At 56.0% G+C, this 22,014-nt stretch carries 17 protein-coding genes; 8 read left to right on the forward strand and 9 right to left on the reverse strand.

The window, feature by feature from the left end:
- Positions 1–207 precede the first annotated feature (207 nt).
- Positions 208–861, forward strand: a complete 654-nt coding sequence (locus IEN85_RS23490) for an RNA polymerase sigma factor (RefSeq protein WP_191619564.1) — start codon at positions 208–210, stop codon at positions 859–861.
- On the opposite strand, the gene IEN85_RS23495 is transcribed toward IEN85_RS23490, so the two are convergent.
- The 9 genes from IEN85_RS23495 to IEN85_RS24855 form a co-directional block, all read right to left on the reverse strand.
- Positions 828–2,252: a DUF1593 domain-containing protein gene (locus IEN85_RS23495; protein WP_191619565.1), complete on the reverse strand. Its 1,425-nt coding sequence runs from the start codon at positions 2,250–2,252 to the stop codon at positions 828–830. The genes IEN85_RS23490 and IEN85_RS23495 overlap by 34 nt on opposite strands.
- Positions 2,253–2,444: 192 nt before the next feature.
- Positions 2,445–3,425, reverse strand: a complete 981-nt coding sequence (locus IEN85_RS23500; protein ID WP_191619566.1) for an ABC transporter permease — start codon at positions 3,423–3,425, stop codon at positions 2,445–2,447.
- A gap of 2 nt (positions 3,426–3,427) precedes the next feature.
- Positions 3,428–4,966, reverse strand: a complete 1,539-nt coding sequence (locus tag IEN85_RS23505) for a sugar ABC transporter ATP-binding protein (RefSeq protein WP_191619567.1) — start codon at positions 4,964–4,966, stop codon at positions 3,428–3,430.
- Positions 4,963–5,634, reverse strand: coding sequence for a DUF2291 family protein (locus IEN85_RS23510; protein ID WP_191619568.1), 672 nt, complete (start codon positions 5,632–5,634; stop codon positions 4,963–4,965). The genes IEN85_RS23505 and IEN85_RS23510 overlap by 4 nt, the downstream gene beginning before the upstream one ends.
- A gap of 53 nt (positions 5,635–5,687) precedes the next feature.
- A complete protein-coding gene (locus IEN85_RS23515; RefSeq protein ID WP_191619569.1) occupies positions 5,688–6,662 on the reverse strand; it encodes a D-ribose ABC transporter substrate-binding protein in 975 nt (324 codons plus the stop codon).
- Between the two features lie 79 nt (positions 6,663–6,741).
- A complete protein-coding gene (locus IEN85_RS23520; RefSeq protein ID WP_191619570.1) occupies positions 6,742–8,214 on the reverse strand; it encodes an FGGY-family carbohydrate kinase in 1,473 nt (490 codons plus the stop codon).
- Positions 8,215–8,225: 11 nt separating this feature from the next.
- Positions 8,226–9,221 carry a transketolase C-terminal domain-containing protein gene (locus tag IEN85_RS23525; RefSeq protein ID WP_191619714.1) on the reverse strand — a complete coding sequence of 332 codons (996 nt, stop codon included), beginning with the start codon at positions 9,219–9,221 and terminating at the stop codon, positions 8,226–8,228.
- A gap of 17 nt (positions 9,222–9,238) precedes the next feature.
- On the reverse strand, positions 9,239–10,081 hold the full coding sequence (locus IEN85_RS23530; protein ID WP_191619571.1) for a transketolase: 843 nt from the start codon (positions 10,079–10,081) through the stop codon (positions 9,239–9,241).
- 103 nt (positions 10,082–10,184) lie between these two features.
- Entirely contained in the window at positions 10,185–11,609 is a 1,425-nt protein-coding gene (locus IEN85_RS24855) for an L-fucose/L-arabinose isomerase family protein (RefSeq protein ID WP_191619572.1), read from the reverse strand.
- 515 nt (positions 11,610–12,124) lie between these two features.
- Here IEN85_RS24855 and IEN85_RS23540 point away from each other — a divergent pair.
- The 7 genes from IEN85_RS23540 (at position 12,125) to IEN85_RS23570 (ending at position 21,919) form a co-directional block, all read left to right on the forward strand.
- Positions 12,125–12,904, forward strand: a complete 780-nt coding sequence (locus IEN85_RS23540) for a helix-turn-helix domain-containing protein (protein ID WP_224772904.1) — start codon at positions 12,125–12,127, stop codon at positions 12,902–12,904.
- Positions 12,905–13,178: 274 nt separating this feature from the next.
- Positions 13,179–14,642, forward strand: coding sequence for a DUF1593 domain-containing protein (locus IEN85_RS23545; protein ID WP_224772905.1), 1,464 nt, complete (start codon positions 13,179–13,181; stop codon positions 14,640–14,642).
- Positions 14,643–14,909: 267 nt separating this feature from the next.
- Positions 14,910–16,286 (forward strand): pectate lyase family protein, encoded by a 1,377-nt coding sequence (locus IEN85_RS23550; RefSeq protein ID WP_224772907.1) that lies wholly within the window; start codon positions 14,910–14,912, stop codon positions 16,284–16,286.
- Positions 16,287–16,299: 13 nt separating this feature from the next.
- A complete protein-coding gene (locus IEN85_RS23555; RefSeq protein WP_224772909.1) occupies positions 16,300–17,589 on the forward strand; it encodes a DUF1593 domain-containing protein in 1,290 nt (429 codons plus the stop codon).
- 121 nt (positions 17,590–17,710) lie between these two features.
- Positions 17,711–19,048, forward strand: coding sequence for a pectate lyase family protein (locus IEN85_RS23560; RefSeq protein ID WP_191619574.1), 1,338 nt, complete (start codon positions 17,711–17,713; stop codon positions 19,046–19,048).
- Positions 19,049–19,100: 52 nt separating this feature from the next.
- On the forward strand, positions 19,101–20,459 hold the full coding sequence (locus IEN85_RS23565; RefSeq protein WP_191619575.1) for a pectate lyase family protein: 1,359 nt from the start codon (positions 19,101–19,103) through the stop codon (positions 20,457–20,459).
- Between the two features lie 59 nt (positions 20,460–20,518).
- Complete coding sequence (locus IEN85_RS23570) at positions 20,519–21,919, forward strand: Gfo/Idh/MocA family oxidoreductase (RefSeq protein WP_191619576.1); 1,401 nt, start codon at positions 20,519–20,521, stop codon at positions 21,917–21,919.
- The last annotated feature ends 95 nt before the right edge of the window (positions 21,920–22,014 follow it).

A 22,014-nucleotide genomic window follows, 5' to 3' on the forward strand; every position in this document is an offset into this window, starting at 1 on the left:
AACGCAGCGGACACCGCCTCCTATCGGGCTGGATCTCGCTCCATACCGCATGCCCCATCGTAAGCGAGCAAGGCCATGCGTCACGGAGCAAGATCCAGCCCCAAAGGAGAACTGTAAATCTCCACTGCAGGCAGTACCTCCCCCGCCGGTTCGCGGAAGCTATCCGTGAGCCGCCCAGAACTCCACACTCTTAGATATTATCGTTCAATGGTTCGCCTATTCGAAAAATACGATTCGGAAACAAACGCCGACTCGGACCCCGATCCCGACGAATTGCTCATCCGCATGGGCAACGAGGACGAAAGCGCGTTTGAAAGCTTCTACTACAGTTTCCGCGGCATCGGGATGACCTTTATATTGGAAATCGTCAACGACCACGGAAAAGCCGAGGAGATCTTCAACGACGCGATGCTGAAGCTGTATAGCTACAGCTCCTCGTTTGATACTCGCAACGGCGCAGCTCTAGCCCTCTTCAAAGTGATCGCCAAACGGACCGCCATCGACCGCATAAGGCGGAAGAACTTTATCTGCTTCACCGACGATCCCTACTGCTTCGGAAGCGCCAAACCACTCTACGATTCGGATCGCTCGCCCGATAGCGAAGTAGAACTTGCTTCGAATTTGGAGGAACTGCGCGGCGCCATCGAGCAGCTCAGCCCCACCCTGAAACGTCCGATCAAGATGTTCTGCGAAACCGGCATGAGCTATCCGCAGATCGCCGCCAAACTGCAACTGCCCTTGGCGAGCGTGAAGACATCGATGCGCAGAGGTATCATCGCCCTCCGCGCTTTGACCGCAAATGAGTCGCGTCCGCACCGCAGAGCCAACTACGGCTCGACCGTCACGATGACTCGAGCATAGCGCGTAAGCGCCGGGGTACCCTTGTCGGAGAGCTTGAGAATAATGTGCAGCGTTTCTTCCTTGTCTACCTTGGGCGCGGTGTAGTTCACCCGGTCGAAATTCTCCGCGCCATTGTGGGAAACAAACTCCTTGTAGGTGCCTGCCTCAGGGTAATGAAACCAAAGGTAGCTGATGCTATCGCCATCGGGGTCACTGCTACCGTACGCGTCGAGAGTGAAGCCCTGACCGGACTTGACGGTGATTTCCCTCGGGTGATTTAGATGCACCACAGGCGGATGGTTCGCCTCCTCGTAGCTCATGGTGCACCAATCCATGCGAGCGGCAAAGTCGTTCTGAAAATCCTCGCGCCAACGCCAAAGCGTCACCGCATTTCCACTATAGCTTTTCTCGTCTTTCTCGATGGCCCGCTTGTACTGGCTGATCCGATACGGCGTATAGGTGTCGGACGCATCCGTCCAGATAGGACGCGTTTCCGGCTCCGGCACGACGACCGAGCTGCCGTCTTGGAAGGACGCGATATCGGGTATGCTGAGCTCGTAGCGGCCACCCCAGCTCCCCCAGTTGGGCCGTTCCAAGGCGTTGAGCCCATTGGGAATCAATCCCAGAAATGCGGGCGTATCCCCTTCCACTCCCCAAGCTGTATCGGGATATTTTGCGCCAAGAGGACCGTGCCCTTGCTGGATATTGCGAGCTAGCCACGGATTGCTCACCAGCGAATTATCGCTGCCTTCGTGGTTGTTGTTGATGGCGATCCAAGTAGCTTTGCCGTAATCATCAGTCGGGGTGACGATGTAGAAGAGGTTCGGAAACGTCTTGCGCATCCACATCGCGCTGTCGTCCTGGTCGGAGATAGTATAGACGCGGAGCTTCTCTATAAGACGCTTGGCTTCCTTTTTAGAACGAGTCTTGTCAATTTTATAGAGAGCTTGGGCTAAGACGTTAGGACCACCCCAAACCGAAATCCAAAGTGGCCGCTCGTCCTCCTTTTCCAAAGCGGAGATGATCCATTCGGAACCTTCCGTATCCATGCCTTCGCCTACGCCTTCCATACCGTACTTAGGCATACCGTCTTTGGCCACCGCTCGCAATTCATCCGCGCTCGGGTACCCCTTCTCGTGCTTGAGAAGATTTGGCTGCACCTTCTCGTAGGCATCCAAAATCGTATCGATAAAGTCAGGACGTATGCTATCGCGGTGCCAGCAGGATGTCGTGGCGATGATCCCCTCTATATCGATTTGGTTCGCATAGAGTAGAAGCCGTACCAAAGACTGCTCATCGTCCGGATCCGCGCCCATGTCGGTGAGCACGATCATGCGATGTTTCTCCAGCGTTCCAGCGCGGAGACTGACACAGGCGATAAAAAGGAGTAAGAGTAGCGGTATTCGTTTCATGGCGTTTTGTTCAGTTGATTAACAAGCGATTTCGCCCCTTCGTTGATTATAATATCAACGTGGGTCGGGGAGCTTGTTTACTTTAGGCGAACCGGCTGCAGAGGCAAAACCGGTCTTTGTTTCTTTCAAAAAGCTTAAGTCGAACAAAAGAGCAACGCGAGCAATCCAATCAAAACACGCCTTGGCCGACTTCTACGCGTCGCGTTCGTTCGAATTCATCTTGTCGATCGCCACCGCGAGAAGGATGACACCTCCCTTGATAACCTGCTGCCAGAAGGGAGAGACGTTCAGCAGGAAAAGACCGTTGTTGAGCACACCGATAATCAAGCAGCCCAGCACCGTGCCGATCACCGTGCCGCGTCCGCCGGACAAGGAGGTTCCCCCGATCACCACCGCCGCGATCGAGTCGAGCTCGTAGCCAAGGCCCGCGTTGGGCTGGGCGGAGTCGAGACGCGAAGTGACGATCAGCCCGGCCACCCCGGCAAGAGCTCCGGCCAAAGTGTATACCGCAATCTTGATACGGTTCACGCGCAGGCCTGTCAGGCGAGCAGCCCGCTCGTTGCCGCCCACCGCGTATAGGTGACGCCCAAAGCGTGACTTCTTTGTCACCACCACAAAAAGAGCCGCCATCGCCGCCATGATCCAAACCGGCATGGGCACTCCCAGAAAACTTCCTGTTCCCACCGCCCCAAAGGTATCGCCTAAACCGGTGATCGGGAAGCCACCTGTCCAAAGCATGGTCAGACCGCGGGCAATACTCAGCATGCCGAGCGTCGCCACGAAAGGCGGCAACCGAAACCGCGTGATTACAAAGCCATTTGCCCAACCCGCGGCGCCGCCGACGAGCACCCCTGCCAAAATCGCTCCGGAAGTCGTGAAAACGAGAGCCACCCCGAGCGAGGGTATGGAAAGTCCGTGTTTCAGGAGACCAGCAGCCACCGCTCCCGCGAGCCCTAGGATGGCCCCCACCGAGAGGTCGATGCCACCACTCACGATCACCAAGGTCATGCCGATCGATAGGCAAAGGTTTACCGAGATCTGACGAAGAATGTTGAAGCCATTGTCCGCAGTCAGAAATTGGTCGGATAGAAAGCTCAGGGCGATCACCATGAGCCCCAGGGCGAGAAGCGACCGGAAACGGTTTAGATTAGCTGATAAGGTTTCAGAATTCATGTCTATTCACTCTCTAGGGCCTTGTCAGGCAGGGCCGCATGCAAAACTCGTTCTGGAGTCGCCTCTTCCCGGCTAAACTCCGCTGTCTTTTTTCCTTCGCAAAGAACGATAACTCGGTCCGCTAAGGCCAATACTTCTGGTAGTTCCGAAGACACTACAATCAAGCCCAGCCCAGCTTTCGCGAGCTCGTCGATAAAACTGTAGATCTCCCGCTTCGCGTTTACGTCGATACCGCGCGTCGGCTCGTCGAGCAGCAAGATCCGCGGCTCGGTCGCCAGCCACTTGGCCAGAATTACTTTCTGCTGATTGCCGCCGCTCAGATTGACCACCGCTTGCTGCAAGCTGGGAGTCTTCACCCGGAAGCGGTCGATATAGGGCTTAATAAACGAAGCTTCCTTGCCCTCGTCGACGAGACCGAAGCGAATGGAATTTTCCAAAGTCGGCAAACTGGCGTTTTCCAGTACGCTCATGGGCAATACCAAGCCATCGCGCTTACGGTCCTCCGGAGCAAAGGCCATGCGAGCCGCGATCGCGTCGGCCGGTGTGCGAAAGTTGACCGCTTCTCCGTCGATAAAGACCGTGCCGCTAGCCAGGCCTGCGTGCGCTCCGAACAAGCACTCCAGCAGTTCAGTGCGACCCGCCCCTACCAAGCCGAAAAGGCCAAGCACTTCGCCTTTCCTAAGCGAGAGCGACACTTGGTCCACGAGAAAAGCGCGTCCCACGCCCTCCCCGGGCAAACTGATGTTTTCGGCTCGCAAGATTTCATCGCCCAGCTCCGTGGCTTCCTTGTGAAAAAGCTCCTTGGACTCTCGACCTGCCATCAAGCCGATGATGCGATCTCGGCTCATTTCGGACAGTAAACCTTCGCCGACCCTCTGCCCGTCTCTAAAGATCACTACATCGTCGCAGATAGGCGCGAGTTCTTCAAATTTGTGCGTAATGTAGATCAAACCGACACCGTCTTCCTTCAAGTCCCGCACGACCGAAAAAAGCGTATCCACTTCGTGGGACGAGAGCGAAGAGGTCGGCTCGTCAAGGATCAACACCCTCGCATCCGAGGCCAAGGCTTTCGCAATCTCCACCAGCTGCTGCTGCCCGACCCGCAAATTCGCGACGAGCTCGCTTGGCTCTACCCGCAAGTCCACTCGCTCGAGGATCTTTGCCGTCTCCGCTTCCATCTTCGGGAAGTCAACCAAGCCGGTCCAGGAACGAGGTTCGCATCCAAGGAACACGTTCTCGGCTACCGAAAGGTAAGGAATTAGATTTAGCTCCTGGTGGACGATACCGATGCCGCAAGCCTGCGCCTCCCGCGTATTCTTAAATTGGACACGTTGTCCATCGACCAAGATATCGCCGGAGTCCGGCTCAAACACGCCAGAAAGCACGTTCATCAAAGTCGACTTGCCGGCCCCGTTTTCTCCGAGAAGAGCGAGCAACCTGCCGGCATGCACCCGAAGCCCCGCCCCAGAAAGGGCCTTCACTCCAGGAAAAGTCTTAACGATGTTATCCGCTTCGAGGATACACTTTGACTCGATGCTCACTGAACAACCTCCACAAACAGGGGAATAAACTCTGCGATAGGCCCGTCCCCGAGGGAACTTGGCGCCTTGCCGCAACCCACGAAGCGTAGACGTGTCCCGACTTCCAAATTCCCGCCGAGTGTTTGCATGACCTCGGTTTCGACTTTATGGTTCAAAGTCGCCGAAACCGCGTTGAACTCCTCCAGCCCCGGAAAATCGTTCAGATTCAGAAGTCCCGTTCCATCCCGTACCGTATTTCCGAATACAGGGGGAGCGATCAACAGATTTACCTCAGACTTCCCAATAGCGAGAGTAGCTCGACGGCCTTTTAAGGCCACGATCGTTGCCTCGCCCTGAGTCAAAAAATAGGCCGGGCCGACATCTCCTTGCCGGATGCCATAGGTTTCGACCGCCCCAGCTAAATCGTCAGAGAGAGCTTCAACCAATACGGTCACCTTCGTCGCGCTTTCGAACCGCGGCTCCAGTTTCCCTTTCCAGAAAGTCTCAACAAAAGCGGTCGGATCAAAGACCTCTGCATTCGACTGCGAGGGAATTTTACCATCCTCGTCCAGTGAAACGATTCCAAACGGAGGAAAAAGTATCCAAAGCGCTGCTACGACTAGGATCGTTCCGCCAACGCGAAGCCATTTTTTCGGAGTCGCAGGCGACGGTTTAGATACAGTATTCATCTTTTTGAAAGAACTTCAAAAACAAGAGGACAAAGTGGGCGGATCGAGTTGTATTACTTGCGGCCGAAGTCGCCGTAGTTGGATACGTTTTCAATCGTTACCAACTCGACAGGCACCAAAGTGCGCTGCTCGAAATCTCTCTTACCCTTGATGTACGCATCCGCGCTTTCGGCCGAAACTCGCGCCATGCGCTTGGGAAATTGCATACCTGTGGCGGTGATCTTTCCATCAGCGATCGACTTGACCACATCGTCCGCCCCGTCGAAGCCAAAGACCTTGACCTGATTGGCCTTTCCGGCAGCGAGCAGGGCCTGGTAAGCACCCATCGCCATCGCGTCATTGCCGCAAAAGACGGCCTTGATATTGGGATTAGCCTGCAGGATCGATTCCATAACCTCCAAAGCTTTGGCACGGTCAAAGTCTGCGGACTGCTGGGCAACCATCTTCAAGCCGGGAAAGCGGTCCACCACGCTGTGGAAGCCCTTGGAACGGTTCCAAGTATTGGTGTCGGCGATGATGCCCAAGATTTCAGCGTATTCGCCCTCCTCGCCAACCACTTCGACAAAGTACTCCCCGAGCGCCACGCATCCGGAATAGTTATCCGAAAGGACTTGGGAGGTGGCCACGTCGTTCGCAGTGATCTCACGGTCCATGCAGAAAACCGGAATGCCGGCCTGCTTCGCCCGCCGCACGTTCGCGATCGAACCTTCGGCATCGGTGCAATTAAAGAGCACCGCGTCGTAGCCAGAAGCAATCAAGTTATCGAAATGCACAGACTCCTTGGACGGGTCGTTCTGAGAATCAAAAATAGTGGCTTGATAGCCGAGCTCGACCGCTCGGTCTCGGGCAGTCTCGGCCAAGACCACGAACCATGGGTTATTGAGAGTCGATACCACGACTGCCATTCGCTTCGGCCCAGCATCGTCGCCAGATGCGGTGGAATCGTTCTTTCCACAGCCAGAAAATAGGCTGGAGAGCGCGATGAATAGAGTGAGCCAAACAAATCGGGGTAGTTTTTGGGTACGCATTTTTTTGGGGGTACGATAAGGGTTATTGTATTAGTAATTTTATGACACGTTTCAGCCGGCCTAGCGATCAACCGCCTGATCAAGCTATCTGACCGACCGCAGATTTCCAGCCAGAGATCAATTTATCAACTTGCTCGGATGACATTGCAGGCACGAAGGTTTCGGGAACGCCAAAGGAAAAGTCGTCCGGCGAGGAAACGACGCCCTTCCCCAGCATCCCAGCCATCGTAGCGCCAAGGGGCGAGCATTCTGGCATCTTCGCCACGCTCAGGTCCACCCCGCACAAATCCGCCACCAAGCTCATCAGGAAACGATTGGTCGTGGCGCCACCGTCCGCCTTTAGGCTTTTTAGAGAAATCCCTGCCTCGGAACGCATCACCTTCAAAGCCTCGCATACTTGGAAAGCGATCGACTCCAGACCAGCCCGCACCACGTGCCGACGGTCGCTCTGAGAACTCAATCCCACGATGATGGCCTTGGCATCGGCTTTCCAATAAGGCAGGCCGAGACCCGTAAAGGCGGGTACCAAATAGACGCCACCATTGTCGGGCAGCTCGCGAGCCATGGGCTCGATCTCCGAGTAGTCGGAGAACAATCCAAGCTGATCCTTTAACCATGCGAGCGTCGCCGCCGAGCTGATAATGATGCCCTCGAAGGCATAAGTCGGCACTCCTCCGCGAGTCCAAGCCAAGGTCGAGACAACTCCGCGGTTTGAGCGCTTCAGCTCCGAACCGATGTTGAGCAAAATGGAAGAGCCCGTGCCAAAGGTGACCTTCGCAGTCCCCGGCTCAAAGCATCCTTGAGCAAACAAGGCCGCCTGCGAGTCTCCCATCACGCCGCATATCTCGAGCGGCGTCTCCAGCAATCCCTCGAAAGTGGTCTCGCCAAAACGAGCTTCGCTGTCTCGCACTTCCGGCAAGGCTTGGCGCGGCGTTTCCCAGAGCTCGCAAAGCTCATCGTCCCAATCGAGCAGCGAAATGTCGTAGAGCAAGGTTCGGCTAGCGTTCGTCGTATCCGTGGCAAACGTACGCCCTTCCGTCATACGGTAGATGAGGTAAGCGTCGATGGTTCCTACGAGGGCTTCGCCCGACTTTATCCGACGAGCGATCTCCGGCTCGTTGCGCATGAGCCATTTCAGTTTGGACGCAGAAAAGTAGGCGTCGATTTTCAGACCGGTGCGTTCCTGAACGATGCTTTCAAATCCCCCCGCAATCGCCGCGTCGCAAAGCTCGACGCCACGCCGACACTGCCAAACCATCGCATGGTAGAGCGGCTTGCCTGTGCCCTTTTCGAAGACCACGATCGTCTCTCGCTGGTTGGTGATGCTAACACAGGCAATATCCTTCAGCTCCACGGCCTCCGACTCGATAACTTTGCCTACGACCGACAAGGTGTTCGACCAAATCTCCTCAGCGTCATGTTCGACCCAACCGGGCTTAGGATAGTGCTGCTTATGTTCCAGCGAAGCACGAGCAACGATCTCTCCCTTCTCGGAGAAAATCAGGGCTTTCGTAGCCGAGGTACTTTGGTCTAAGGACAAGAAATGGGGCATGGAAAAAGAGCCTACTGGGCTTTGGAAAGAAGCGCCTTCGCAGTCTCGGCAAGGCCTTCCATGGAAATCCCATAGTGGCGGAAAATATCGGCTTGGCTGCCAGTCACCGTGTACTCGTCAGGAATGCCGACGCGCCGAAACGCGCAAGCGCTGATACCTGCTTCCAATATTGTAGCCGCACACGCTTCGCCTAGACCACCGTTTACCATGTGCTCCTCGACCGTCACGATCGCTTTGCATTCTCGGGCAGCGGACAGCACCGCCTCGCTATCAAACGGTTTCAGACTATGCACGCTGAGCACACGAGCTTCCAGCCCTTCGTCTCGCTTCAACTTCTCGGCCGCGAGCAAGGCATGGATCACTGCTTCGCCAGTGGCGATGAAAGCAAGGTCATTGCCTTCGCGAATCAAGCGAGCTTTGCCAAACTCGAAAGCCTGCTCGCTCTCCTTGCCCAAGCTGTAAAGCGGAGCCTTTCCGAAGCGGATGAAAACGGGCTTTTCCAGCGCGGCCGCCGCCCGTACCGACTGCTCCGCCTCGTAGTTGTCCGCTGGGCACACGACGATCAGATTATTGATCGCCCGCAGCGCCGCGAAGTCATGCAAGGAGTGATGCGTCGTCCCGAGAGCGCCGTAGCTTACGCCGGAGCTGATTCCCACCAAGGTGACAGGATTATCTGAATACGCGACGTCGTTCTTGATCTGCTCCAAGGAACGCGCCGTCAAAAAGCACGAGGGCGATACGGCGAAAACTTTTTTCCCTGCCGAAGCGAGCCCCGCTGAAACGCCCACTAGGTTCTGCTCAGCGATCCCCACTTCGACGAGCTGATCGGGATAAGCCTTGCCAAAAGGAGCCAGCTTGCCCGAACCGCGCGAGTCGCTCACGACCGCTACCACGTTTCTGTCGCTCGCCGCCATCTCTTCCATGGTGGAAGCAAAGACTTCGAGATTCGCCTTACCTTTGGCGAGTCCGATCTCCGCGGCGATTTCTGCGGCCGCGGCGCTGTACATAGAGGGTGCTGGAGCGCTCATGACAATGCTCCTTCCTTGATACCGATCTGAGTTTCAAAACTTGCCATGGCACGTTCGTATTCCTCGTCGTTCGGCACGCCATGGTGCCACTTTCCGACGTCTTCCATGAAGTCCACGCCTTTACCTTTCACTGTATTCGCAATTACCATACTTGGCTTTCCTTTTTCCAAGGGAGCCTGCAACGCTTCCGTCAAGGCAGCGTAGTCATGACCGTCGATGCGACGCACCGACCAGCCGAAGGCTTCCCACTTTTCGACCAAAGGTTCGCTATTCATCACCTCCGCAGTCCGGCCCGCGATTTGCAAAGTATTGCAGTCAATCACCGCCGTTAAGTTATCCAATTTGTAATGGGCCGCCGACATAGCTGCTTCCCAGTTCGAACCTTCGGCCAGCTCGCCATCTCCCAAAAGCGTAAAGACGCGGTAGTCCTTCTTGTCCATTTTGCCCGCCAAAGCGGTGCCCACGCAGATCGGGAGACCATGGCCTAAACCGCCCGTGTTTTGCTCCACGCCGTTCACTTTTCGGGTCGGATGCCCCACGTAATGAGACTGGTAGGCGCAAAGCGTTTCCAAGTCCGACTCATCGAAAAAGCCAGCATCGGCCAGGACAACGAACAAGGCCTCAACCGCGTGTCCCTTGCTCTGCACGTAGCGATCACGATCCGGCGACGAAAAGGTCGCTGGCGAGACCTTCAGTATCCGATTGTACAATACATTTAAAATATCGATGCAAGACAAGCTACCGCCCGTGTGGCCGGCCCCCGCGTGCTTGATCCACTTGATGACGCTACGTCGCAATTTCAGCGACTTCAGCTCTAGTTGTCCGTCGGTGTAATTCATGGTGTAAGGTTTTTCAAAATTCGTAGCCCTAAACGTAAGACAGCGTCCGCACAGAATACATCCTGCAACACGGTCGCGGGCTGAAGCGCCGCGCTACGGTCCTTCAGACTTCAGGTGCTTCGTGGTAGTAGGTTTCCCAGCCGAGGTAGACCTCGAAGGCTTCCTTGAGGATGGCGGCCGTGTGCGAGGCATTCATCACCACATGGTGCTCGAAGCCTTCGCGGCAAACGTGCCGCATGAGCTTTTGCAGCTTGGGCACCTCTGCCACCGCGCGATTGCCGAAAGTTTTCAAATTGTCGTCCGTCAGCTGGCCTTCTCCGATGTACGCACGGATCTTGCCGTTTGTATCGTCGGTTGTGATACGCCCATAGGTCAGGGTGCTGGCGGGAGTGCGTCCATCGAGCGCTCCGTAAGTGTTCTCCTCTCCCACAACCGTTCCGAGGATAGGCGCCGTGGAGATCTTGGCGTCTTTCAAAAACGACTTCGCCCAGTTTCCGCAGTGGAAAAGCACGCACTTGTCGTCTTCGCTGCCGTAGTTGTTGTTCCAATCCACAAGGGCGCTGGGAGAGCCGGAAGCCAGCTGCATGGCGTACATGGTAAGCACACCGGTGACGTCCACCTCGCAAGCGCTCGGCGAGAGCTCTTCGCTCATCATGCTCATGCTCGTGCAAACGTTGCAGCCGTGGTTCGCTTGCACCGAAGTCCAGCATTGCACGGCAGTGGCATCCAGCGTGTTTTCCTCTACGAAATTGTCGAGCACCACGCCGAGTCGCGCCATCTGAACCAGCTTCGCTTGAGGCACCAGAGAGGCATTCGCATACGCCTTGATTTCCTCGATTTTCGATACGATGACCTCGCTATCGGCAGCCAACTTGTCAGCGGCTCCCAGGATTTCCGATAGGTCGACGGTCGTGACGCTGATCCCGTCGCGCTCAAGGATCTTCTCGCTGTAACGAACAGTGTTGAACGCTCCAGGACGCGCCCCGACCGCTCCGATTCGACAACCGCGAATTCCACCCACCACGCGGCATACCGCCACGAATTGCTGCAAATCTTCCACGAAGGACGCATCGCTCGGATGCACCACGTGCTTGCGGGTGAGAGAGTAAGCGATTCCCGCCTGTCTCAAGTTATTGCATACAGAAATTTTTCCGCAGAACGCATCGCGGCGACGAATCACGTCGAGCCTGTCCAAGTCGTCTGGATACCCTTGAATAAGTACCGGCACATTGAGCCCAGCCATCTTCAAGGTGTCCGCAACGCCCTTCTCGTCACCGAAGTTCGGCAAACATACCAAGATCCCGCCGATGCGCTCCCGGTTCGCTTTGAACAACTCCGCGCACTTGCGGGCATCCGCGTGGGTTTCGACCCCGCCAAGCTTGGTTTCCTCCTCGCCCAGCATCACGGCCTCAAGACCGAGTTCCTCGAAGAGACGGCTGATGTCCGCCCGAGCTTCCGTTACAAGCTTATCTGGGAAAAAGTCACGATTCCCGAAAATGACTCCAATCGACTGATTACTGTTTTTCACAATGTATAAAGGATAGGGGTAACGCTCCTCTCGGGAGCCTTGGACGTCCCGATGGCGGCCAGCGATTACTTAACCTTTGGGTTAAACATATCTCCGACTGTACGACGTCCGTGAAGGTTAGCAGTATACAGCTGAGCATACCTTCCGTTCCTCCTAAAAAACCCTCACAATCACCTCTATCCTAATATCGAAATGATAAATAACGGTCCCTTCACACTTCGAGGCCCACTCGATACCCAATTTTTCGCCAGTGCCCGAAACACTCTCGCTAGGTGAAAGCGGTCGGGAAAAGACCCTTAGAATAAAGTCACCAAGTCGCAAATATTCAACTAGACGATCTTATCCTCATACAGTATTGTTGTCGCCGAAGCTCGTAGGGCACACCTACTACCCCATCACTAGAGATGTCACCCAGCCGCGAGCGTTAAGCATGCTGAACAATGGAGCATTTCGATCCTCAAAGACCTGACTTTAAGCCCTACGGACTTACCTGCGTTTCCTGGAAGCCTGAGCACATGAGGAGGGCCGACCACCACAACGAGATTGAACTCAACCTCCTCAGGAGAGGCAGCGTCACCTACTTGCTTGCAGGATCCAAGGTCGAAATTTCCGCCGGCCAGCTTGCCGCCTTCTGGGCTTCGATTCCCCATCAGGTCATCGACTACGAGGACAACACCGACTACTACGTCACCACGATTCCCTTCGCCTGGTTCCTGCAGTTCAAACTTCCCGAAGCCTTCGTGCGCACCCTTCTCCACGGTTCCCTGCTGAAAGAGAATCTCGGCGGCAAGGCCGAGCTCGACTACAGCCGTTTCGCAGAGTGGGAGACCGACCTGCTAAAGAACCAAAACGAAGTTCAGGATATCGTATTGCTCGAGCTGCACGCCCGCCTCCACCGAATGGCAATTCGCGTCGCCGACGACTGTTCCTTGGAGCAGAAGAAACAAGACAACATGGTAAAACTGCAGGACGGGAGCCTCAACAAGGTCGAACAAATCGCCTGCTTCATAGCCCAACACTATTTGGAGCCCCTTACCGCCGAACAAATTGGTGAAGCGACCGGGATCCACCCGAACTACGCCATGAATCTGTTTAAGAAGGCCTTCGGCACCACTCTCATCAACTACCTCACCCATCACCGAATATCCCACGCCCAACGGCTCCTCGTCACCACAGACCTGAAGATACTGGATATCGCCATGGAGTCCGGCTTTCACACCCTCAGCCGCTTTAACTCCGCTTTCCGCCAAACCTGCGGTTGCTCGCCCCGTGAATACCGAGCCCACCAAAAGTAGCTTAATTCCGCCGCGCAAAATCTAGGGCATTCAACAGAAAGCCGCCCATCGGCAAAGTAAGGCTCGGCTGACAAGTCGATCGGCCCCTAATGCCCTCCTCCTTCTTACGCATGAGAAGCAAAAATGCTTAGAATTGCGTCAGAAACCATCGAATCGAAAGGAAGACCAATCGAAAAACAAAGTGTAGACTGAGCACTACCCCAAAAGAACCGCAAATCGAGCAGCACCAAAGCGCTCGATCGAGTTCGAAACTTAGCAGCAACGCCTACGCCCCATGGAATCGCATCTACGCAGATCGTCACTTTGCATGTTCACCATCCTACGCGGCAGCCTTTTAGTGGCTTGCCTGTCGCTCGGCACCGTGCTTTCGGCGACACCCGACGCCGAGCGACCACGCATCATAGTCACCAGCGACGGAGAGATCGATGACCAGTGCTCCATGATACGCTTCCTGCTCTACACCAACGAATGGGATGTGGAGGGAATCGTAACCTCGAGCTCACAATACCACTGGCAAGGCCACCGTTGGGCCGGCGACGACTGGATCGAACCGAATCTAGCCGCCTACGCAGAAGTCTACCCAAATCTTCTCAAGCACGACCCCGCGTACCCATCTCCTGAATACCTTAGAGAACGCACGGTGCTCGGAAACGTCAAAGCCGAAGGCGAGATGGAAGAAGTCACCGCCGGGTCCCAGCTCATCGCCGAGGCCCTTCTCGATGAAACCGACAGCCGCCCTATCTGGATACAAGCTTGGGGAGGCACCAATACCATCGCCCGCGCCCTCAAAAGCATCGAGGAAGAGTACCCAGATCGTATGGCGGAAGTCGCCGCCAAATGCCGCTTCTTCTTCATCTGGGAACAGGACAGCACCTACCAGGACTACATTCGGCCGCACTGGGGAAAATTCGATATCCCTACCATCATCTCCGACCAGTTCGAAGCCATCGCCTACCGGTGGAAACAAGTGCAACCCACCGAGCTGCAAACCTATTTCGCAGGCCCTTGGATGAAGGAAAACATACTGCAAAACCACGGTCCGCTCTGCGCTCTTTACGCCGCCCACACCGGCGACGAAGAGGGCTTCGCGGACGGAGACTTCCGCTCCGAAGGCGACTCGCCCGCCTTCCTCCACACTATCGTCAACGGCCTGCGCAGCATGGAATCACCCGATTGGGGCGGCTGGGGAGGACGCTACGTTCGGGTTCGAGAAAACACCTGGCTCGACCCCGTCCCAGATCCGGATTACACTTATCCAGAAGGGCGCTGGTACGGCAGCAACGGCTGGGGCCGCAGCAGTCTCCGTCCCGGTTCCACCTCCACGCCCGAACAACGCCGCGAATACTTCAAGCCCATGTGGCGTTGGACCGCCGCCATGCAAAACGATTTCGCCGCCCGGGCAGACTGGTGCGTCAAGGACTTCGCAAACGCGAACCATGCTCCCGTCATTTCCGCGAAAGGCCCCCTCGACCAAACGGTCAAGCCCGGACAAAGCGTACGCCTCGCCACAACCGCCACCGACCCCGACGGCGACTCCCTCACGTATCGCTGGTGGCAATACACCGAAGCCGATTCCGCCGCCACCGCTGTCAAAATCGAAAAAAGCGACTCCCCCACTCGCGCCCGCTTCACCGCTCCCAACGAACCTGGCAAGCAAGTCCATATCATTCTCGAGGTCGCCGACAACGGTTCGCCTGCCCTCGTCAGCTACCAGCGCCTCGTATTCAATATCCAGTAGCACGCTAGCTCCCGACTCCATCCGGCTTTGCGCGAAACCCTACGATGATCTCAAAGATCCACTCTTTTTTGTATTCATCGCCAGCTTACAGGAAAGTGATTTTTCAATGTGAAGTGCCCTTGTTGCACAATGCGTCAATCCCAAACGCAGCAAAAGGCCGCTTCCCACATTTGGACCAACCAGATGGCCGGGATCCCCCTTCAAAACACAGTAAACGCACCCCATACACTTGCAGTGCGTATCGCTCAGCTGAACACGCCTAATCAAATGAAAAACAAACGAACCATCGCCACGCTTTTCAGTGTCGCCACCCTATTTGCCTGCTCCGGCGTCTCCCAGCAGCTCGCCTTCCCCACCGCGGAAGGCTACGGCAAATACACCGTCGGCGGACGCGGCGGAAAAGTCTACGAAGTTACCAACCTCAACGACTCCGGCCCCGGCAGCCTGCGTGCCGCTGTCGAAGCCGAAGGACCTCGAACCGTTGTATTCAGGACCTCTGGAAACATTGAGCTAAAGAGCAACCTCGGCATCAAGAACCCATACATCACCATCGCCGGCCAAACCGCCCCTGGCGACGGTATCTGCGTCAAAGGTTACCCCCTAACCATCGGAGCCGACGAAGTCATCATCCGCCACATTCGCGTCCGTTTCGGCGACGAGTCAGGACAGGACTCCGACGCCATTTCCGCTCGCTACGTCAAAAACCTAATCCTCGACCATGTATCCGCCAGCTGGAGCGTCGACGAGACAATGTCCATCTACCACTGCGAAAACATCACCGTACAATGGTCCATCATCTCCGAAAGCCTGTTCGATTCGAACCACGCTAAATCGAAGCACGGCTTCGGAGGAATCTGGGGGTCCAACTACAGCAGCTACCACCACAACCTCATCGCCCACCACTCCAGCCGCAACCCTCGCTTCGCCTCCGGTTCGGGCTATACCGACTACCGCAACAACGTGCTCTACAACTGGGGATACCGCAGCGCCTACGGAGCGGAAGCCCAGCAAAAAGGGAACGAAAAGTTCAGCTCTTCCCACATTAACATGGTGGCCAACTACTACAAGCCCGGCCCCGCGACCGACCCAGCCAAGAAGGCTGAACTGGCCGACCCATCCCAACGCGGAGACAACGACAAAGGACACTGGTTTGTGGCCGACAACGTCATCGAAGGCAGCCCCTCTGTAACTCGTGACAACTGGAGCGGCGTACGCGGAGACAGCTATGTCAAGCTGGACCAGCCCTGGGGTGCCATGCCCATCAACCAGCAAACAGCCGCTGACGCATACGTATCCGTTCTTCAATACGCCGGCGCCACCCTGCCAAAACGCGACCCCATCGACACCCGCATCGTCGAGGAAGCTCGTACTGGCACCGCCACATTCGAAGGCATCTACAAAACCGTAAAGAAAGTAGCCGACCCATCGAAGACCGTCGGCATCATCGATTCCCAAAACGATGTAGGTGGCTGGCCCGATCTCAAAAGCCTCCCCGCCCCCGCCGACAGCGACCACGACGGCATGCCGGACGCCTGGGAAACCGAGCACGAAGTCGATCCCTACAATCCCGCCGACGGCAACAAGATCGCGAAAAACGGATACACCATGCTCGAAGTCTACCTCAACGAACTAGCTAGCAACTGAACCAACGACGATCATGCCCAAGCTCACTCAGATCTTATGCCTCGCAATTGCCATAGCAAGCACCGCTAGCGGCAGCTCCGACAAGCATCGCGTCATCGTCACCAGCGACATCGGCGGCACCGACCCCGACGACTACCAGTCCATGGCTCACGTCCTTCTCTACGCCGACACTCTCGATATCGAAGGACTTGTTTCATCCCCCTTCGAGCGCGAAGGGAAAACCAAGATCCTAGAGGTCATCGACGCCTATGAGAAAGATTACCCAAACCTGAGCACCTGGTCCGCCGACTATCCCACTCCCGACGCGCTTCGCTCCATCACCAAGCAGGGAGGCATCCACCCCGCTCCCTACTCCGGCTTGCGGGGAACCACTGAAGGCTCCGAGTGGATCGTTGAATGCGCCCGCCGCGACGACCCACGACCTCTCCACATCCTCGTCTGGGGAGCCATCGAGGAAGTCGCCCAAGCCCTGCACGACGCGCCCGATATCCTGCCGAAGCTGCGCGTATACTACATCGGCGGCCCCAACAAGAAATGGGGACCGGACGCGTATCAGTATATTGCGGACAACTTCCCGACGCTCTTCATCATCGAGTCAAACGCCACCTATCGCGGCTATTTCACTGGCGGCGACCCCGATGACGAATGGGGCAAAAACCAATTCGTCAAACACCACGTGGCCGGTCGTGGCGCGATCGGTAGTTACTTCTCCGAACACCTAGGCGGCGTCATCAAAATGGGAGACACTCCTTCCGTCAATTGGGTCCTGCGTGGCAACCCAGGCCAACCCAGCCTCCCCGGTTGGGGCGGCCGTTTCGTTCGCGCTTGGGATCGCCCCTTCGCTCGCTACGATCGGTTAACGACTACCGACGATCGCCTCGAAATATTCGGGGTTCTAGAGCTAGTCCTACCGCTCGGTCCAGACGCTCCCAAAACGCCAGAAGGCCGCATGGTCGTGACCAACCAATCGCTGATCGGCTCGCCGGACGGCGAGGGTAACCTCCGCTTCCGCTTCTGCCCTAGAGACCCCAAAGTATTCACATACACAATACTAAGCAATGTACCCGCTCTCGACGGAAAAGAAGGTGCCATCACCGCCTATCTTCCCGATCCCGAGGTCTCGCTCACGCCGTCCGTTTACTACCCCAATTGGTGGACCGACGACCCCACACCTGCCATGGCCGAAGGCATCCACCACGGAGCCAAGTCAGTCAGCCAATGGCGCGAAGCCTTCATGCGCGACTTCGCCGACCGCATGGAACGCTGCGCCCGTCCCGCTCCGACCGAATCCAGCCACCCCTAACACCTTTGCCCGAATCCATCCCTCTAAATTTTCCCCATGATAGATTCTCCTCCGAACGCGCTTCTTACCTTACCCGGTGCACTAGCGGAACTTGTGTGAGTACGAATCTTCAAAACAAGAAATGAATCCAAGATACAACAGATCAAAAAGCGCCATCCTCACGTTTCTTTTGGGGCTTGTTGTCTTGCTCGAGTCTACCTCCTTGAGCGCTGAAAATCTTGTTTTCTCAGGAGCGATCGGCTTCGGAACTACGACACCTGCCGGTAGCGGTGGTCGTATCCTTAGAGTTACTACCATTGAAAGCAAAGGACCGGGCTCCCTTCATGCAGCGATCTCGGTGGAAGGCCCTCGCATCATCGTCTTTGAAGTAGGCGGCGTCATCGACCTCCAAGGCCAAAATCTGAGAATCGAAGACCCCTTCCTTACCATCGCTGGGCAGACAGCACCCAACCCGGGGATCACTCTCATTCGCGGCGGGCTGACTGTGTCCAATACACACGATATACTCATCCAACACCTGGCAGTACGCCCTGGCGACAACGGTCGCAGCAAAGGCAGCGGCTGGGATACAGACGGCATTGCCGTCTCAGCATCGCACCGAGTCGTCGTCGACCACTGTTCTACGACTTGGGCGGTTGACGAAAACCTTTCAGTATCCGGCCCTCGCCTACAAGGTGTAACGAGCTCCGATGTTACCTTTAGCAACTGCCTCATCGCTGAGGGTCTAAACGACGCTTCACACGCCAAAGGTCCTCATTCCAAGGGTACACTCATACACGATCGCATTCAACGCGTCGCAATCGTCGGCTGCCTCTATGCCTCCAACGTAGATCGAAATCCCTATTTTAAAATCGGATCCAGCGGAGTCGTGGCCAACAACGTAATCTTCAATCCCGGCGAGCATGCAATCACCTCTGGTTGGAGACCCATAGAATGGGAAGGTCACCAGGCTCCTCCCGAACCTGAGCTAAGTATCCTCGGGAACGTTTTGAGCCACGGTTTGGATACACAAGAGAACCTCTCCTTCATAAGTGCCCCGCCCACCGAAATGGAACATTCAAGCGACGACCCGTCTCGGGAGAATCGTTCAGGCAGCCAACATCCCGAGATAGGTCGCTTTTACCTGCAAGGGAACTGGCAAATCATGCGAGACGGATCAAGGGCGCGACCCAGCGTTCCAGCCGCTCGTCTTCGGCCTAACCCCATTCTCTGGCTCGACGGACTTAAGGTTTCTGAACCAGAGGAAACATTGACACGCGTGCTGAAGAATGCAGGGGCTCGCCCCTTCGACCGCGATCCCATCGACCAACGCATCGTCGACGGCGTGCGTCTAGGAACTGGCCGCATCATTGATAGCCAGTCTGAGGTAGGTGGCTATCCCGAATACGAACCCACCTACCGAAAATTGGAAATCCCCACTCAAGACATCGATGCGTGGCTCGCTAATTTCACGCCTTAACCCAAGTGAGTAACCTCGTTGTAATTACGTACCCACTACCTATTTTCTCAAAATGAAATCCTTGATACGCCAGACTCTGCTTGCGGCGGTGGCCCTTTCCAATGTCGCTTGCTTGGCTGCAGCCTCGCAACAGCAACTGGCTTTTCCAGGAGCTGAAGGCTTCGGGGCCTATGCCAAAGGCGGACGCGGCGGCAGGGCAATCTACGTTTCCAACCTCCATGACAGCGGGGAAGGCAGTCTGCGATGGGCAGTCGAACAGGAAGGGCCTCGCACTGTTGTATTCGAAATCTCAGGAACGATCGAACTGGAAAGCGGACTCGATATCGAGAACCCCTTCTTGACCATCGCTGGACAAACCGCGCCCGGCGACGGCATCTGCTTAAAGGGGGATACAGTTCGCGTCCGCACCAACGATGTTATTATCCGCCACTTACGGTTTCGACTGGGCGACAGCCAACACGGGCAAGGCAGCCGACAGGGTAAAGATGCCCTCAGCATCTCTTCCGGCGCAAACATCATAGTAGATCACTGCTCCGCAAGCTGGAGTCTCGACGAGGTGCTATCGGCCTCCACCTCAAAACCAACGCTCACCCGTGTCACCGTGCAATGGTGCTACATCACCGAGGCCCTCAACCCATCTCAGCACGGTTTCGGTTCATTGATACGAGGTACAGGGGGAGCGAAGTACAGCTTTCTCCGCAACCTCTACGCCCACAACCGAGGACGCAATCCCCGCCCCGGCAACTACAACAGCAACCCGCACGACCAAGATCCAAACGGCCTCCTGCTCGATTTCCGCAACAACGTCATCTACAACTGGGGCGGAGGCCACGCCGGCTACAATGCCGACTCGGTCAGTGTCACCCGTCTCAACTATGTAGGGAATTATCTGATACCGGGAGTCGACTCCAAACCCACCGGCATCGCTTACTCAACCGGATCCCCCTACAATCGATCCTATTTCGCCGAAAACGCCTTCGATGGTCAGATACCAGAAGACCCTTGGAGCTTAGTAAACTTTCGCGAGACCTGGACCGCCGACAACATCCGCGACTACCGAAAAGACATTCCATTCGAAACAGGCCCCGTAACGACAGATGACGCAGCCACCGCCTATGCTCGGGTTTTGGACTTCGGGGGCGCCAGCCTCCCGAAACGCGATGCAGTGGACGCCCGCGTCGTAGAAAGCGTCCGCGACCGATCCGGCCAAATTATAAAAAGCCAAGAGGACGTCGGAGGATGGCCGCTATTGAAAAGCCTTCCCGCCCCCGCAGACAGCGACCGCGATGGCATGCCCGACTCATGGGAAACAGCAAACGGCCTTGATCCGAATGATCCACAAGACGGGAACCAAGTCGCCTCCAATGGATATACTCAACTTGAGAATTACTTAAATCAACTAACACTCTAAAGAGCGTCCCTTGTCTCGTTTCCAGACACCGTTCTCCACCAAAGACCCCAAAATATCAAATGAATACCCCGCAGCCAACACCCATCAATCGCCGCCGCTTTATCGCAACTTCAAGCGCCGCACTCGCCGCCTCCGTCGTCGGCGTGCGTGCCCAATCCACCAATACAGTAAAGCTCTGCGTCGCCATGGTCGGCACAGGGGTAAGAGGCACTTCCATGTGGGGCAAGTCATTGCTCGAAGACTACGGCGACGCGCTCGAGTTCGTAGCACTCTCCGACATAAATCCCGGCCGGCTCGCCTACGCCAAACGCTACATGGGAGTCGATTGTAAGACCTTCACCAACTTCGACGAGATGCTGGCCACCGTCCCCATGGATATCCTGATCGTGACCACTGTCGATTCCACGCATCACGAATTCATCGTCAAAGGACTCAATCAAGGGCTGACCGTAGTCACCGAAAAGCCCATGACGACCGACGAGGATAAGTGTCAGCAGATTCTTGACGCCGAGCGACGTTCCAAGGGCAAGGTGATCGTGGCAATGAACTATCGCTACGGCCACTTGTTCTCCGAGCTCAAGAAGATGCTGGTCGAACGACAAATCGGAAGCCTGACCTCGATCGACTTCCATTGGTATCTGAATACCTACCACGGTGCCTCCTACTTTCGCCGCTGGCACGGATTGCGGGAAAAAGGTGGAACGCTGCTATTGCACAAGTCCGCCCATCATTTCGACCTGCTCAACTGGTTTATCGATTCCGAACCCGTGGAGGTAAGCGCCTTTGGCGGTCTAGAACACTATGGCAGTGCCAACGCCTTTCGCGGCGAAAACTGCCGCAGCTGTCCGCATAAGAAAAACTGCAAGTTCTACTGGGACATCACCGAAAGCCAACGAAACGTCGACCTCTATATATCCAATGAAAAATACGACGGCTACATCCGGGACAACTGCCTGTTCCGCCACGAGATCGACATCTTCGACAAGATGGCGGTGCAAATCAAATACGCCAACAACGTACAAGTAAGCTATTCTCTCACCACTTACTCCCCCTTCGAAGGGTTCCGCATCGCCTTCAACGGCATGGATGGGCGCTTCGAAACCTGGGAGGGCCTGCCTTGGATGGAGCAGCAACAGGAGGACCAGGCCGCCTTGCACGCCAAGGAGATGTCACAGAACCGAGAGGCATCTCTCGACAAATACTATGAAATCATCACCAGCATGAATTGGGGTAAGAGCGAAGTGAGAAAACTCCCTCATGTCCGCAGCGGCCACTGGGGAGGCGATCCCATCATGAAGGACCAGATCTTCCGCGGTAAAAAGCCCGAGCGCGACTACGGGCAAGCGGCAAGCCTTCGCCAAGGAGCGATGAGCGTGCTCATCGGCATCGCCGCCCGCAAGAGCATCGACGAGAAACGTATCGTTCGAATCGATGAGCTCACTGACCTAAAGCCGGTATAGATCTACCGTAACCGTAAACCAATTACATGTATGAACTTTGAGGAGCACGGCAAAGCTCCCTCCTCAGGCCCAACTCTAAGCAATACGTTTCGCAT

This window comes from Pelagicoccus enzymogenes, from assembly GCF_014803405.1.
GTDB classification, from domain to species: Bacteria; Verrucomicrobiota; Verrucomicrobiia; order Opitutales; family Opitutaceae; genus Pelagicoccus; species Pelagicoccus enzymogenes.